General features: G+C 71.2%; 11 protein-coding genes. 6 read left to right on the top strand and 5 right to left on the bottom strand.

All coding sequences use genetic code 11. The features are described from left to right. Nucleotides 1-831: PfkB family carbohydrate kinase (locus GSF22_RS19565; RefSeq protein ID WP_208815159.1), on the bottom strand; the 831-nt coding region annotated here is incomplete at its 3' end. A 445-nt stretch (nt 832-1,276) separates the two neighbouring features. On the opposite strand from GSF22_RS19565, the gene GSF22_RS19560 reads away from it, so the two are divergent. Beyond that, nucleotides 1,277-2,311, top strand: coding sequence for a lytic polysaccharide monooxygenase (locus GSF22_RS19560; protein ID WP_208815162.1), 1,035 nt, complete (start codon nt 1,277-1,279; stop codon nt 2,309-2,311). A 169-nt stretch (nt 2,312-2,480) separates the two neighbouring features. Here GSF22_RS19560 and asnB read toward each other — a convergent pair whose 3' ends face one another. Next, nucleotides 2,481-4,442 carry an asparagine synthase (glutamine-hydrolyzing) gene (gene asnB, locus GSF22_RS19555; protein ID WP_208815157.1) on the bottom strand — a complete coding sequence of 654 codons (1,962 nt, stop codon included), beginning with the start codon at nt 4,440-4,442 and terminating at the stop codon, nt 2,481-2,483. 114 nt (nt 4,443-4,556) lie between these two features. Between asnB and GSF22_RS19550 the strand changes: the two genes are divergently transcribed. The 3 genes from GSF22_RS19550 to GSF22_RS19540 all read left to right on the top strand — a co-directional run bounded on the left by GSF22_RS19550 (nt 4,557) and on the right by GSF22_RS19540 (nt 8,458). Further along, a complete protein-coding gene (locus GSF22_RS19550; RefSeq protein WP_208815155.1) occupies nt 4,557-6,038 on the top strand; it encodes an aminopeptidase P family protein in 1,482 nt (493 codons plus the stop codon). A 163-nt stretch (nt 6,039-6,201) separates the two neighbouring features. Further along, on the top strand, nt 6,202-7,938 hold the full coding sequence (locus tag GSF22_RS19545) for a RyR domain-containing protein (RefSeq protein ID WP_208815153.1): 1,737 nt from the start codon (nt 6,202-6,204) through the stop codon (nt 7,936-7,938). A 22-nt stretch (nt 7,939-7,960) separates the two neighbouring features. Continuing rightward, a complete protein-coding gene (locus GSF22_RS19540; protein ID WP_208815151.1) occupies nt 7,961-8,458 on the top strand; it encodes a hypothetical protein in 498 nt (165 codons plus the stop codon). A gap of 61 nt (nt 8,459-8,519) precedes the next feature. Here GSF22_RS19540 and GSF22_RS19535 read toward each other — a convergent pair whose 3' ends face one another. Beyond that, nucleotides 8,520-9,698, bottom strand: coding sequence for a peptidoglycan DD-metalloendopeptidase family protein (locus tag GSF22_RS19535; RefSeq protein WP_208815149.1), 1,179 nt, complete (start codon nt 9,696-9,698; stop codon nt 8,520-8,522). A 378-nt stretch (nt 9,699-10,076) separates the two neighbouring features. Between GSF22_RS19535 and GSF22_RS19530 the strand changes: the two genes are divergently transcribed. Next, entirely contained in the window at nt 10,077-12,047 is a 1,971-nt protein-coding gene (locus GSF22_RS19530; protein ID WP_208815147.1) for a hypothetical protein, read from the top strand. 212 nt (nt 12,048-12,259) lie between these two features. Here GSF22_RS19530 and GSF22_RS19525 read toward each other — a convergent pair whose 3' ends face one another. Next, nucleotides 12,260-13,102 carry a PhzF family phenazine biosynthesis protein gene (locus tag GSF22_RS19525; RefSeq protein ID WP_208815144.1) on the bottom strand — a complete coding sequence of 281 codons (843 nt, stop codon included), beginning with the start codon at nt 13,100-13,102 and terminating at the stop codon, nt 12,260-12,262. Between the two features lie 104 nt (nt 13,103-13,206). On the opposite strand from GSF22_RS19525, the gene GSF22_RS19520 reads away from it, so the two are divergent. Continuing rightward, a complete protein-coding gene (locus tag GSF22_RS19520) occupies nt 13,207-13,575 on the top strand; it encodes a YkvA family protein (RefSeq protein WP_244367768.1) in 369 nt (122 codons plus the stop codon). A 594-nt stretch (nt 13,576-14,169) separates the two neighbouring features. On the opposite strand, the gene GSF22_RS19515 is transcribed toward GSF22_RS19520, so the two are convergent. Then, nucleotides 14,170-14,886 carry a PH domain-containing protein gene (locus tag GSF22_RS19515; protein WP_208815142.1) on the bottom strand — a complete coding sequence of 239 codons (717 nt, stop codon included), beginning with the start codon at nt 14,884-14,886 and terminating at the stop codon, nt 14,170-14,172. Nucleotides 14,887-15,067 lie beyond the last annotated feature (181 nt).

The following is a 15,067-nucleotide window of genomic DNA, read 5'->3' as shown; positions in this document are numbered from 1 at the left end:
CCCGGCCCACTCCTCGGGCCGGGCCGGCGCCCCGTCGGCGAGCAGGTCCGCGACGAGGGCGGCCATCACCGAGTCCCCGGCCCCGGTCGCGTCCACCGCGTCGACCTGCGGTGCCGGTACCCGGACCGGATCGGCGCCGGCCGCGACCAGGGCACCGGCCGCGCCGAGGGTGACCACGACCACCTGGGTACCCAGGTCCCGCAGCCGGTCGGCGACCTGCTCGGGTGTCCGGCCGGGGTAGAGCAGTTCCGCGTCGGCGGCGCTCAGTTTCACCAGGTGGGCGCTGCCGGCGAACGCGGCGACGAGGGCCCGGAGGTCGTCGAGCGTCGACCCGCCGCCGAGCAGGTCCGGACGGACGTTGGGGTCGAAGACCCGCAGCGCCGTGCCGGCCAGGGCCCAGGCGTGCCGGGCGGCCTGCCGGCTGTCCGGGCGGAGCAGGGCGATCGACCCGCAGTAGAGCACGTCGGCACCGGTCACCAGGGCGGTGTCCACGGCCTCGGCGGTGAGCAGCCCGTACGACGGGGGTTCGCCGTAGAACCGGAACTCCGGCTCGGCACCGGCGAAGGTGGCCACCGCGAGGGCGGTGGGGGCGGCCACGGTGACCAGCCCGTCCACGCCGACCCGGTTGGCGGTGAGGAAGTCCCGGATCCGTCCGGCGGGGGTGTCGTCACCGACGGAACCGACGAACTGCACCCGTCCGCCGAGGCGGGCCACCCCGACCGCGACGTTCAACGGACCGCCCCCGATCGCCTGCCGGTACACCGGTTCCCCCGCGTACTCGGTGTCCAGCAGGTCCAGCAACGCCTCACCGAGCACCACCGCGTACCCCATGTGTCCTCCTGCTCCGCAGCCGTCCGACCGGGGCCGGTACCGCCCGCCCACCGGGACCGGTCCCGTGTGTGCCGGGACGCCGTCGGCCGCCCCGCCGGTCCCAGCATGCCTGCCGCCGGGCAGTACCGCCCGACCCGGCAAAGATATTGACCCTGCACTATTGATTCTGTCCGGTTTCCGTGATGCGATGGCGCGTACCGAGGTGGTGCGGGGGCTGACGCACCACCTCCAGGGATGCCGGTATGAGCCACGCGAGGGCAGGTCCGCGACCGGACCGCGTACGCCGTCGTGCTCCCGGCCCGCTCGCCGATCCGCGTGCCGGGGTCCACGGCCACGCTCCGGCGCGGTGATCCCCGTCGACCGTGGTACGGCCCCGGCCGCACCACGAAAGTGAGGAGAACCGGTGAAATCCCTCCGTACCGCCTCCGTCTTCGCCGCCGCGGCCATGCTGGCCGCCGCCGCGTTGACGGTGATCACCGGCCAGGCCGCGCAGGCGCACGGCGCGGCGATGGCCCCCGGCAGTCGCACCTACCTCTGCTGGCAGGACGGTCTCAGCCAGACCGGTGAGATCAAGCCCGACAACCCCGCCTGCGCCGCCGCCGTGGCGCAGAGCGGCGCGAACTCGCTCTACAACTGGTTCAGCGTGCTCCGCTCCGACGCCGGCGGGCGCACCGTCGGCTTCATCCCGGACGGACAGCTGTGCAGCGGCGGCAACCCCGGGTTCAGCGGGTACGACCTGGCCCGCACCGACTGGCCGCTGACCCACCTGACCGCCGGGAGGAACTTCAGCTTCCGGTACAGCAACTGGGCCCACCACCCGGGGACGTTCTACTTCTACGTCACCAAGGACAGCTGGAGCCCGACCCGGCCGCTGGCCTGGTCGGACCTGGAGGAGCAGCCGTTCCTCCAGGTGACCAACCCGCCGCAGAACGGCTCGTCGGGTACGAACGACGGGCACTACTACTTCAGCGGGAACCTGCCGTCGAACAAGAACGGCCGACACATCATCTACTCCCGCTGGGTCCGCTCGGACAGCCAGGAGAACTTCTTCGGCTGCTCGGACGTCACCTTCGACGGGGGCAACGGTGAGGTCACCGGGGTCGGTCCGGGCGGGAACCCGACGCCGACGCCGACCACCACCACGCCGGGGCCGACGCCGACCACGCCGAACCCCGGCAACCCGTGCATGGCCGGGTACCGGGTGGTCAGCTCCTGGCAGGGTGGCTTCCAGGGCGAAGTGACGATCATGAACCACGGCACCACCGCGTTCAACGGGTGGACCGCGACCTGGACCTGGCCGAGCGGGCAGACCATCTCCACGATCTGGAGCGGTACGCACACCGTCTCCGGTAACACGGTGACGGTCAAGCCGATGGACTACAACCGGGTGGTCAACCCGAACGGCACCACGACGTTCGGGTTCCTCGCCACCACCGGCAGCGGCAACACCGCGCCGACGGTCACCTGCACCAGCCCGTGACCGGGGGCTCCGCTGCCCGGCCGGGACAGCGGAGCCGACACAGGGGGCCTGCGTCGGCCGACTCCGGTCGGTCCACGCAGGCCCCCTGGCCGTTTCCCGGCGGCCCGCCACCGGCCGCCGTCCGACTACACCTGCGAGGAGGACGCGCAGGCCACCCGCCGTCGGTGGGTCAGTGCACCATCGAGCCGACCACGGGCTTGGTCAGCAGCGCGGACTGGTTGCGCTGGATGCCCGGGTTGAGGGTCTTCGCCACGAAGATCGCGTGCCAGATGCAGAAGATCAGCACGGTCCAGACCTTGCGTGAGTGGTCCGCCTCCTCGCGCTTGTGCTCGTCGAGCAGGCGCATCGCGTAGTTCAGGTCGAGCAGGTCACCGGCACCGGAGGTGGCGAAGACGTGCCGCACCCACTCGTACATCTCGCCGCGCAACCAGACCCGGGTCGGGGTCGGGAAGCCCAGCTTCTTCCGGTTGACGATGGCCGGCGGGACGACCCCCTGCAACGCCTGGCGCATGGCGTACTTGGTGGCGTCCGAGCGGGGCGGCAGCTTCAGGTCCACCGGGATGGTGGCCGCCACGTCGAAGACCTCCCGGTCCAGGAACGGCACCCGGACCTCCAGCGAGTGGGCCATGGAGATCCGGTCGGCCTTGACCAGGATGTCGCCGCGCAGCCAGGTGTACAGGTCGACGTACTGCATCTTGGTCACGTCGTCCAGCTCGGTGCACTCGGCGTAGACCGGGGCGGTCACGTCGGTGTACCGCACCGAGGGGTCGTACCGGCGCAGCAGGTGCTGCTTCTCCTCCTCGGTGAACATCCGGGCGTTGCCGTAGTAGCGCTGCTCGATCGGGGTGGTACCGCGCTCCAGGAAGCTCTTGCCCTTGACCCCCTGCGGGATGGCCTTCGAGACCGCGCGCAGCCCCTTCTGCACCCCGCCGGGCAGACCGTTGACGCTGCTGAGCGAGAGCGGCTCCCGGTAGATCGTGTACCCGCCGAAGAACTCGTCGGCGCCCTCACCGGAGAGGACCACGGTGACGTGCTCGGCGGCCTTCTTGGCCACGAAGTAGAGCGGCACCAGCGCCGGGTCGGCGACCGGGTCGTCCAGGTGCCAGACGATGCGGGGCAACGCCTCCATCATGTCCTGCGGCCCGATCTTGGTCGGGATGGTGGTGACGTCCAGGTGCCGGGCGGACTCCTGGGCGACGTCGATCTCGGAGTAGCCGGGCACGTCGTAGCCGACGGTGAAGGTGAGGATGTTCGGGTTGAACTCCCGGGCCAGGGCCACCACGGCGGTGGAGTCGATGCCGCTGGACAGGAACGAGCCGACCGGCACGTCCGAGCGCATGTGCATCCGTACGCTCTCGCGCAGCGTCTCGCGGATCTGGTGGTAGAGCCGCTGCGGGTCGTCGACCGGGCTCGGCCGGAACACCGGCCGGTACCACCGTCGCACCTCGATCCGCCCGCCCGGGGTCCAGGTCAGGTACTCCCCTGACCCGATCCGGTTGATGCCCTGGTGCAGCGTGCCGGGCTCCGGGACGTACTGGAGGGTCAGGTAGTGCGACAGGTTCGCGGTGTCCACCCCGGCGTCCCCGGCGTACGCGGACGGGGCGAACGGGAGCAGCGCCTTCTTCTCCGAGGCGAGGTAGAGGCCGTCGGCGGTCTCCAGGTAGTGCAGCGGCTTGATGCCGAAGTTGTCCCGGGCGCCGAAGGCGCGCCGCTCCTGACGGTCCCAGATGACGAAGGCGAACATGCCCCGCAGCCGGGTGAGCACCTGCTCGCCCCAGTAGTGGTAACCGGCAACGATGACCTCACCGTCACCGTTGGTCGCGAACTGGGCCCCGTGCTCGCGGATCAGCTGCTCCCGCAGCTCGATGTAGTTGTAGATCTCGCCGTTGAAGGTCAGCAGGTAGCGACCGTTGGCGTAGGGCAGCGGCTCGTGGCTGAGCGCCACGTCGATGATCGCCAGCCGCTTGTGCGCGAAGACCCCGTCGGCGTACCGCCCTGTGGCGTCCCCCACCAGTTCGACACCGGTTTCGTCCGGCCCGCGGTGATGCAGGCATTCCAACGCTCCGGCGATGTTGTCGCGGTGCGCGCCGGCGTCGCCGCGCGCGCTGAAGAAGGCCAGGAGTCCGCACATGGGAATCATCTTTCCACGCGGAGCCCGGCCACTGTCGCGGCACCGCACGGTCCCGCCGGACACCCGACCGGGTACCGTCGGCGCAGGTACCCGGACCAGCGGAAGGAGCGGACGATGAGCGAGGCGGGAACCACCGGCGGGCGGGCCGACGGCACCGAGTCCCATGATCCGGACTTCCCGGACCGCTTCCTGGCGTTCATGCGGGAGGGCTGGCGGGACAGCGAACTGCCGGTCGGCCCCCGGCCCGAGGTGCCGAACCACGCCAAGCGCCGGGCCGCCCTCTCCGCCGCGTTCCCCGGCGAGACGCTGGTCGTCCCCACCGGTCCGGAGAAGGTCCGCGCCAACGACACCGGGTACCCGTTCCGTCCCGGTAGTGACTTCGTCTACCTGACCGGCGACCACGACCCGGACAGCGTGCTGGTGATGCGGCCGAACGGCTCCGGGCACGACGCGGTGCTGTACATGCGCCCCCGGTCGTCCCGGCTGACCGACGAGTTCTTCCGCAGCCGGCACGGTGAGCTGTGGGTGGGCCGCCGGCACACGCTGAAGGAGAAGGCCACCGAGCTGGGCGTGGAGACGGCCGACCTGACCGGGCTGGATGCGGCCCTGGCCGACCTGGCGCCCGGCCACACCCGGGTGCTGCGCGGCTTCGACCAGCGGGTCGACGCGGCGGTACGCCCCTACGACGGGGCCCGGGAGCAGGGGCAGCCGGGGCGGGACCGCGAGCTGGCCGTGGTGATCAGTGAGCTGAAGCTGGCCAAGGACGAGTGGGAGATCGCCCAGCTCCAGGACGCGGTCGACGCCACGGTGCGGGGCTTCGAGGACGTGGCCCGGATCCTGCCGGCCGACCGGGGGGTCTCCGAGCGGCTGCTGGAGGGGGTCTTCGCGTTGCGGGCCCGGCACGACGGCAACGACGTCGGGTACGGCTCGATCGTCGGCGCGGGCGAGCACGCCACGATCCTGCACTGGGTGCACAACCACGGCACCACCCGCCCGGGTGAGCTGCTGCTGATGGACATGGGCGTGGAGAACCGCCACCTCTACACCGCCGACGTGACCCGGGTACTCCCGGTCGACGGCCGGTTCACCGCGTTGCAGCGGCAGGTCTACGACATCGTGTACGCCTCGCAGCAGGCCGGCATCGACGCGATCCGGCCGGGAGTGGCGTTCCAGGAGGTCCACCTGACCTGCATGCGGGTCCTCGCCGAAGGGCTGGCCGACCTGGGGCTGCTGCCGGTGGGCGTGGACGAGGCGATGGATCCGTCCTCCACGGTCTACCGCCGGTGGACGCTGCACGGTTTCGGGCACATGCTCGGCCTCGACGTGCACGACTGCGCGAACGCCCGCAAGGAGCGGTACAAGGACGGCACCCTCGGCGAGGGGTACGTGCTCACCGTCGAACCGGGCCTGTACTTCCAGCCCGAGGACGACCTGGTGCCGGAGGAACTGCGCGGGGTCGGCGTCCGGATCGAGGACGACATCCTGGTCACCTCGTCGGGCGCGGTCAACCTGTCGGCGGGGCTGCCCCGCACGGCCGACGAGGTGGAGAGCTGGCTGGCGGCGCAGCGGGAGGCCGGTCCCCGACTGCCCGGCTGAGCCGGCGGGGCGCCGACCCCGGTGAGCTGCACGTTCCTTGATGCTGGACAGCGACGGTACGATGGCGCTGCGTCACCATCGTCGATCGACTGGCGGCGCTGCGTCACCATCGTCGATCGACTGGCGGCGCTACGTCACCACCGGCGACCGGCAGGGAGGCGTTGTGCCCAGCAGCGTTCCCGACGAGCCGGCGCGCGCCCCGGCGGCCAACGTCCTGCGGTTGACCTTCGCCGTCGTCGCGCTGGTCTCCCTGGTGATCGGGTACATCGGTCTGGCCCAGTACGTCTCCCGGAACCCGGAGTTCCACGGCCGTCCCCTCGACCTGCTCTACTACGACCTCCAACTCTTCGTGCTGGGTACGCCCCCGCTGGACGAGGGCAGCGGCCGGATCCCGCTGCTGCTGGACATCGCCCGGTTCACCGCGCCGGCGGTCACCGTCTACGCGTTCATCGAGGCCGGACGGCTGCTCTTCGCCGCCGAGCTGCGTCGGTTGCGGATCCGGCAGGCCCGCGATCATGTGATCGTCTGCGGCGACGGCATGGTCGCCGACATCCTGACCCGGCGGCTGCGGGCGACCGGCGACCGGGTGGTGCAGGTACCGTCCGGTTCGGTGGTCACCGGTCGGGACCCGTTCGGCCTGGCCGGGGAGGCGGGAGATCCCGAGGTGCTGCACGCCGCCGGGATCAGTCGGGCCCGGGCGTTGTACGCCTGTACCGACGACAGCGCCACCAACACCGCCATCGCGCTCGCCGCCGCCCGGCGTGGCCGGCACCGCCCGTTGGCGGTGTACGCGCAGGTCTCCGACCCGGAGCTGTGCCTGGCGTTGCAGGCCCGGCACCTGGGGCTGGCCGAGCCGTCGGGTACCCGGCTGGACTTCTTCAACATCGACGACCTGGCGGCCCGGAAGTTGCTCAACGAGGCACCACTGGTGCCGACGCACGGCGGGCCGCCCCGGGTGGTGGTGCTCGGCGCGACCACCTTCGGCCGGGCGGTCCTGGTGGAACTGGCCCGCCGCTGGCGGGTACGCGATCCGCAGCCGAGGTCGCCGGTCCCGATCGCCCTGGTCGACGCGGACGCCACCGGCGCGGCGACCGAGCTGTCGCACCGGTACCCGTTCCTGTCCCGGGTGTGCCGGATCGTCCCGTTCGACGGGGGTCTGGCCGAGCTGCTCGCCGACCCGGTCTTCCCGCTGCCACCGGACCGGGTGTTCATCTGCGACGACGACGAGGAACGCGCCCTGAAGACCGCGCTGACCGCCGAGCAGCTCTGGCACGGCGGTCCGGGGTCGGTGGTGGTCCGGTTGGACCGGCTGGCCAGCCTGCGGGCGGCGTTCGACAGCCGACCCGGTGACCACCAGGTGCTCGACGACCTCTCCGGGACGCTCCGGCTCTACGGCGTGGCCAACGCCGCGTGCGACCCCGAGTTGATCGGCGACGACCTGGTCGAGCGGCTGGCCCGGGTGATCCACGAGAGCTACGTGCTGTCCCGGCGGCGGCACGGCGAGGATCCGGCCCGGAACCCGGCCCTGGTCGGCTGGGAGGACCTGCCGGAGACGCTGCGTCAGGCCAACCGGTCCCAGGCCGAGGACATCGGTCGCAAGCTGCGGGAGCTGGGCTGCGCGTTGTCGCCCCGGGTCGGTTCGGGTGCGGAGTACGCGCTCGCCGAGTCCGAGATCGAGCAGCTCGCGGTCCTGGAGCACCAGCGCTGGCTCAAGGAGCGGTCCGCAGCCGGCTGGCGGTACGCCGAGCAGCGCGACGATGCCCGGCGGCTGCATCCGGCGTTACGTACCTGGGAGGACCTGCACGAGGAGATGCGCGAGCGCAACCACGACGCGATGCGTGAGCTGCCCGCCATCCTCGCCGAAGCGGGATTCCGGATCGTCCGGGTCCGGGCGGCGTGACGAGGGAACGGATGGGTCAGCCATGCCACGTATCGGTGTCACCGGACACGTGCTGCTCGCCGAGGGGACCGCAGCGCTGGTCCTGGACTGCCTCGACCGGCAGCTCGCGCGGTACCCGCACGGGTCGTTGCACGGGGTGACCTGTCTGGCCGACGGGGCGGACCAGCTCTTCGCCCGGGCGGTGCTGGCCCGGGGCGGGACCTTCGAGGCGATCATCCCGGCCCGGGACTACCGGCGTAACGCGGTCGAACCGGCCAACCGGGCCGCCTTCGACGAGCTGCTGGACCGGGCGGTACGGGTCAGTTACATGCCGTTCGCGACCTCCGGTCGGGAGGCGTACCTGGCCGCGAGCGAGGAGCTGCTGAACCGGTGCGACCTGCTGCTGGCGGTCTGGGACGGCCGCCCCTCGGCGGGCGTCGGGGACACCGCCGACGTGGTCCGGGTGGCCCGGGAGCGCGGGTTGCCGGTGGTCGTGCTCTGGCCGGCGGGTGCCCGGCGCCGGGCTCCCGCCGGCCAGTGACCCGCCCGCCGGTCGGACCGCCCGCCCGCTCCCGCGGGGCGGGCGGTCCGGGGCCGACCGGTCAGCACCAGCCGTTGATTGCCCCGTTCACCCCGGTCCAGAGGTACGCGTCGGAGACCCAACTGCCGTCGGTGAGCCGGTTCCACAGCGAGGTGGTGCCGTACCGGCCGGTGTGCGAGGTGCCGTTGGCGGAGCAGGAGATGCTGACGGTGGCACCGTCGGCAAGCGAGCCGACCGCACCGTAGCCGGTGCCGGGGCCTGAGCGGCGGGTCAGGGTACCGCCGCCGTTGGTGTCGACGACGCCCTGGGTGAAGCCGAGCGCGCCGTAGTTGTACACCGCGCCGCCGGCGGCGACGTAGGCCGAGCCGTGCCGGGCGCCACCGCCGTAGGCGCCGCCACCCACGAACACCCACTTGCCGATGTCGTGGTCGGCGATCGGTACGTAGGCGTTGTTCTGCCGGAGTCCGAAGTGGACGTGTCGGCCGCTGGCGGCACCGCCACAGGTCACGTCGGTGCCGGTGTAGCCGAGGTAGCTCCCCTGGGAGACCGCCGCGCCGTTGACCGAGATGTTGTCCCAGAGGTGGTAGTAGTCGGTCGCGTAGCCACGGTCGTGGATGACCCGGATCCAGCCCTTGCACATGGTGTAGGCGGTACCGGCCCGGGCGGCACGCACCACCTGGTCACCGCCGGCCAGGTCGATCGAGCTGTACGGCTGCTCGTACCCGCCCCAGCCGTGGGGTCCGCCGGACAGGTACCAGGTCTGACCGACGGTGAAGGGCAGCGCCATCCCGGTCCGGAAGTCACCACCGGCGTACAGCGTGGTCGGAGTGGTGGTGAAGACCCGGCGTTCCTCCTCGGTCGCCAACGGCGACTCGGCCGCCAGGGCGGCGAATCCGGCCTCGCCGTCGAACGCGATCCGCCAGCTACCGGCGTCGGCCCGGGCGACGAAGACCGCGCCCGTCGGGTGGGCGTCCTCGGTGTGCGGGGCGACGAGGACGGCGGTACCGAAGGCCCACCGTCCCCGGGCCCGGTCGAGGGTGACCCGGACGTCGGCCGGTGTCGCGGACCGCCCCTGGGTGGCGGCCTGCCCGAGCAGCTTCGCACCGACCGCGTCGGTGACGTCCGGGGTGGCCGGCGCCGGCCGGCCAGGGGCGGCGGACGCGGCGGGAGCCGCCGCGACCAGGCTGCCGATCAGCAGCAGGGGTACGGCGAGACCGGCCAGTCTTCGGGAGTACGGCATGGGACACCCTCCTCAGAACATCGAAGATGTTCACTCTTTTGGTACCGGAACGATAGACCAGCGACTCGGAAATTGGCACCACCCGAAGAGCCGATGACGTAGGAAACCTTCGAACTCCCGCGTCCCGCCGGGGAGATGCCGGCCCCGGAGGCACCCCCGGACGCCGGCGGCACGCGGCCGAGGAGGCGGACCCATCCGGCCGGTTCCGGTGGTCATTAGCCCGTTGTGATGCCAATGCGCACGTTTTTCGGGAAAGCGCCCATCGCGAAGATAGGTCACCTACGGTAGTGCCCAAGAGGTCACATCCTTTTTGTGGCTGGTCGCAGCGCTTATGGCGATGCGGCCCTGTCTGTTACCAGTGAGGGGCAGGGATCTGTAATGTCCAAGTACCAACCGAACCAGCAGGGCACCACCTCAGCCGCGCCCAAGCGTCGGCGGCGTGCTCTCTGGGTGGCCACCGGCGTGGCCGGCCTGACGGGGGTGGTCAGCCTCGCTGCGGTGGGCGGCGTGGTGGACGTGAAGGACACACAGCAGGCCGCCGGTCTGGAGCGGCTGGCCGGCGTGAACCCGGCCAGCGCCATGCAGGCCGACGACAAGAAGGCCGACGGCGGCCAGCGGGGCGCGGAAGGCAACGAACACGGCGGCCAGGACCCGGGGGGACGGCCCGGCGAGCAGGGGAAGGAGGGTAAGGACGACTGGTCCGGCAAGGGCCGGGAACTCGAGGTCAGGGAGGTCGGCTGCGACACCGACGAGCTGATCGACGCGCTGGTCCGCGCCAACGCGCAGCAGGGCGCCGTCCTGAAGCTCGCCAAGGACTGCACCTACACCCTGACCGCGCACGACGAGTACCGGTCGGGGAAGGGCAAGCCCCGGGGCGGGTACCAGCAGGAGAACGGCAACCGGGGCCAGGAGAACGGCAACCGGGGTACCGAGAACGGCAACCGGGGCCAGGAGAACGGCAACCGGGGTGTCGAGAACGGCAACCGGGGCCGGGAGAACGGCAACCGGGGTGTCGAGAACGGCAACCGGGGCCGGGAGAACGGCAACCGCAACGGCCGCGAGCACGACGACGTCCAGCACGGCAGCGGCCTGCCGGAGATCGTCCAGCCCATCACCATCAAGGGGCACGACTCCAAGATCGTCAACGCGGCGGACCGGGAGGGGTTCCGGATCTTCAACGTCGGAGTCGGCGGCGACCTCACGCTGGAGGACGTCACCATCAAGGGCGGCGAGGCCGGCGACCGGCGGCACCACCGGCTCCACGGCCCCGGCCTCGGCTCGACTGCGAGGAACCGTGCGGCGAACGGGGCGGCAGCGAACGGGGTTGCGGGCAACGCCGCAGCCGGCAACCGCACCGCAGCCCAGCCCAGCACAGCCGCCCGTACCGTGGCCGCCGCGAACCGTACCGTGGCCGCCGCCAGCCGTCCGGTCCTCGCCGCCAACGGCGCGGGTGCCAACGGCATGGGTGCCGCCGCGATCGGTGGCGCCTACCGCCACGGCGACGAGGAGCGCGACAGCGGCGGAGCGATCCTGGTGCAGGCCGGCGGCGAACTCCACCTGCACAAGACGACGCTGGTCCACAACACCGCCACCGGCAGCGGTGGCGCGATCTACAACGCCGGCATCACCACGGTCAGCCACAGCACGCTCAGCGACAACAGCGCACTCAAGGACGGCGGCGCGATCGCCAACACCGGTGTGCTGAAGATCGAGGAGTCCAAGCTGGTCGACAACAACGCCGGGGACGACGGCGGCGCGATCGAGAACGCCGGCGGTACGGTCCGGATCGAGAAGAGCACCATCGGCAGCAACAACGCCGCCGTCTTCGGCGGCGGTATCGCCGACTGGGCCGGGGTGACCACCATCTCGCACAGCCTGGTCACCGACAACAACGCGGTCCGGGGCGGTGGCGGGATCTTCGCCGCGCAGAAGGCCCAGCTCAAGCTGGAGCACACCCGGGTCAGCCGCAACTCCACGCTGGGTGACGGCGGCGGCCTCAAGCTGCTCGACAGCCAGGTGGTCGTGGTGCACGGTGCGATCAAGGAGAACACCGCAGGCGGCAACGGTGGCGGCATCTTCGTCAAGGACGGCACGCTGGTCCTGCGGCACACCGAGGTCGTCGACAACAAGGCGATCGGGCGGCACTCGCGGGGCGGTGGCATCTTCAACAAGGGCGGCCACGTCGCGCTCACCGAGACCAAGGTCGCCTTCAACCGGTCGACCCTGGCTCCGGGTGGCATCTTCACCGACAACCACCGGGTCACCGTGGACGACGAGTCCTCGATCATCAGCAACAGCCCGACCAACTGCAAGGGCAGCCGGGCGGATGTGGAGAACTGCTTCGGCTGACCTGCCGGCCGGGACCGGTCGAACAGCCGGTCCGATGGACAACTGAACCGAACTGAACCAACCCGCATCCGGTTCCGTCGAGCGACGAGTGGTCGCCCGACGGGACCGGATGCCCCGTCGGGCCGCCGTCGGCGTCCGGTATTCGGCGTCCGGTATCGGCGTCGGGCGTCGGGCGTCGGGCGTTAGGCGTCGGGTGTCCGGTGTCGCAACCCTCAGTCGGGCAGACGCACACCGGTGCCGGTGACCGCGATGCCGGTACCCGGTGCCACCGGGATGTCCACCCTCAGGGTGCTGGGCCGCCCCAGATCCACGCCCTGGTGCACCGTCACCGTTGCCGGCAGCCGGACCAGCCCGAGTTCCCGCAGGTAGCCGCCGAACGCAGCCGCCGCCGCCCCGGTGGCCGGGTCCTCGACCACCCCACCCGGAGGGAACGGGTTACGGGCGTGGAAGACGTGCGCCGCCTCCCGCCACACCAGGTCGACGGTCGTCCAGCCCTGCCGGGCCATCAAGCCGCCGAGCGCCGCCATGTCGTAGTCCAGGTCCGCCAGGCGCTGCCGGGTCCGGACGGCCACGACCGGGTGCCAGGCACCGGCGTACGCCACCCGGGGCGGCAGAGCCGGATCCAGGTCCGCCGCCGACCAGCGCAGGGCCACGAGCAGCGCCGCGAGATCGTCCGGCGGGAGCGGCACCGTCCGGGGTGCCACGCTGGTCAGCGTGGCCGTGGTACGTCCACCGGCGGTCACCGCCGTGGCGACCGGTACCTCGCCCGCCCGGGTACGCAGCCGCAGCGCTCCGGGGCCGTGCCGCTCGGCGTAGGCGGCGGCCAGCGCGATGGTGGCGTGGCCGCAGAACGGCACCTCGGCCAGCGGGCTGAAGTACCGGACGTCGAACAGGTCCCCGCCGGTCGGCACGAGGAAGGCGGTCTCGGAGTACCCGAGATCAGCGGCCACCCGCAGCATCTCCACCTCGTCGGCCCCGGTGGCGTCCAGGACCACCCCGGCCGGGTTGCCGCCCTCCGGCACCTCGGTGAAGGCGGCGTATCGCAGAATCTCCATGATCGCGACGGTAGGCCGGACCCGGCCGGGCCACAGCGGCCAATCCACGGTTCCTGGCTCACGCTCCGGTCGCCGGATGCCCCTCCCCGGGATACCGTTTCCGCATGTCACGGGAGGCGTGGATCGCGGTCGGCGTACTCGGCGGTGTGCTGGCCGTCACCACCCTGGTCGGTGCGGTCGTCCTGGCGGTACGCGTGCTGCGTACCCGCCGACTGCTCGGCGAGCTGGGCATGGGCGGCCGGGTGGCGTTCTACGGTGCGTTGATCTACACCGTGTTCCCGGTCGACCTGCTGCCCGACCCGATCTACCTCGACGACATGGGTGTCCTGGCCGGCGCCCTGATCTACCTGACCCGGCTGGCCGGACAGCGGCGTACCGCCCGCAACGCCGTCCGTGGTACCGCCCGGGACGCCGCCTCCCGGACCGGGCCCTCCGGCGGGGCCGCGCGGGTCGACGTGCCACGGGGCAGCTGAGCGGTCACCGGCGTCCGGCCTCCCGACGCCGTCGGAACCTGGTCGCCACGCAGCCCGACCAGGGCCCGCCGTGGGGTCAGATCCCCAGATGCCACATCAGCAGCATGCCAGGGATGAGCCCGGACAGCGACAGTGCGGCCATGGCAAGCACGAGGCAACCGGAGTTGTTCGGGTGGTACGTCTGTCCGGTCTCCAGGTCACGCCTCGAATCGGAGTTCGGAAGCCGGAAAGTGTTCCCTGCGTTTATGTCATTTCCCGCTTCCCGGCCCCAGCAGTACATGCATTCGCCCGGGTAGTCCTTTGAGCGGTGGCACTGTGGGCAGCTGCTCATATCCGCCTCCCTCGATGCTTCCCTGAGCGTACTTCCATTGACGCCCTTGCCAAAGAGGCCCGGGGTGGGTGCCTCGCCACGGGATGATCAATCGCAGCGCGGGGCGAGGTCGCCATCGACCACCGCGCCCAGGCCGTCATCGCCGAAGTCCAGCGCCGAGAGGCCGCAGAGCAGCGTGCCGTCGATCTCGCCGACCAAAATCGCCGTCCTGCGCCGGAAGGCGACCGGCCCGCAGACGGAGATGGCGCCGCCGCTGATCTCCGTTAGTCGACGCCGTTGATCTTCGCCGATTCCACGGCGAACTCCGCGTCGGTGAGCGCTCCACGCTGGTGTTGTCGGGCCAGCGCGTGGAGGTCACGCCGCTTGTCGTCGCTCGATGACCTGCGGGCTGTGCGCGTCCGACTGGCTCCGGCGGATGGCTTCGCCGGCCGGCCACCTGCGGTGGAGGGTCGCACCGACGGAGAGGTGGGCGCCGCCTGCCGACGGTCCTGCGCGTCGCGGTGGTGCGCCTGCAGTATTGCCAGGATTTCGTCGTAATGCTCCGGCCAGGTGGCCAAGCGTCCCAGTTCGGGCCTGAAGGTGAACGGCCGGAAGAGGTCACCGCGCTGCAGCGGGGTCTGGATCAACACCCCGTCGATTCGTTCAATTACGATTGCCGACCGGCCAATATCCAGGCCTGCCACAGTGGCCGCACCACTGCGGATGTCCGACACCGCAGCCCAGGGCAACGTGGTTGTGCGCAGAAGGGAACGGGACCGGAGACCGTCATCGCTGACATAGACCCCGAGCATCGCCCGCCGCACGGTAACGACGACGGCGGCAGCAAGCCATACCGCGAAGATGATCGCCGCCGGCGCCGGTATTACCCCAAACGCGTACATGAATACCAGGAATGTAGCTGCACCAGCCACCAAGAACAGGGTCAGAACCGCGAATCCGGTCGCGATATCGAGCATGTAAGGGCGTTCCCACCTACGCATGCCGCCATGGTGACCAGTGACTTCCAGTCCCGGCAGCAGACTTCCTCCACGCCCGGGTCGCGTCCGCGCGAGTGGTGTAAGAGACGGCCATCGCGGGATCCGGTCTGATGTTATGCGGCGATCGGGGCGGGGTCGGTCTGGTCGGTGACGTGTTGGTCGGTGTCGATCGTGACCATGCGGG

It is taken from the genome of Micromonospora echinofusca, from assembly GCF_017614955.1.
Lineage (GTDB): Bacteria > Actinomycetota > Actinomycetes > Mycobacteriales > Micromonosporaceae > Micromonospora > Micromonospora echinofusca_A.
The sequence above is the reverse complement of the archived record's forward strand: the minus strand, read 5'-3'. Positions and strand labels throughout refer to the sequence as shown.

Coding starts and splice junctions, on each gene's coding strand:
- GSF22_RS19560 (WP_208815162.1), top strand. CDS start 1,277: ATGCTGGCCGCCGCCGCGTTGACGGTGATCACCGGCCAGGCCGCGCAG.
- asnB (WP_208815157.1), bottom strand. CDS start 4,442: ATGTGCGGACTCCTGGCCTTCTTCAGCGCGCGCGGCGACGCCGGCGCG.
- GSF22_RS19550 (WP_208815155.1), top strand. CDS start 4,557: ATGAGCGAGGCGGGAACCACCGGCGGGCGGGCCGACGGCACCGAGTCC.
- GSF22_RS19540 (WP_208815151.1), top strand. CDS start 7,961: ATGCCACGTATCGGTGTCACCGGACACGTGCTGCTCGCCGAGGGGACC.
- GSF22_RS19535 (WP_208815149.1), bottom strand. CDS start 9,698: ATGCCGTACTCCCGAAGACTGGCCGGTCTCGCCGTACCCCTGCTGCTG.
- GSF22_RS19530 (WP_208815147.1), top strand. CDS start 10,077: ATGTCCAAGTACCAACCGAACCAGCAGGGCACCACCTCAGCCGCGCCC.
- GSF22_RS19525 (WP_208815144.1), bottom strand. CDS start 13,102: ATGGAGATTCTGCGATACGCCGCCTTCACCGAGGTGCCGGAGGGCGGC.
- GSF22_RS19520 (WP_244367768.1), top strand. CDS start 13,207: ATGTCACGGGAGGCGTGGATCGCGGTCGGCGTACTCGGCGGTGTGCTG.
- GSF22_RS19515 (WP_208815142.1), bottom strand. CDS start 14,886: ATGCGTAGGTGGGAACGCCCTTACATGCTCGATATCGCGACCGGATTC.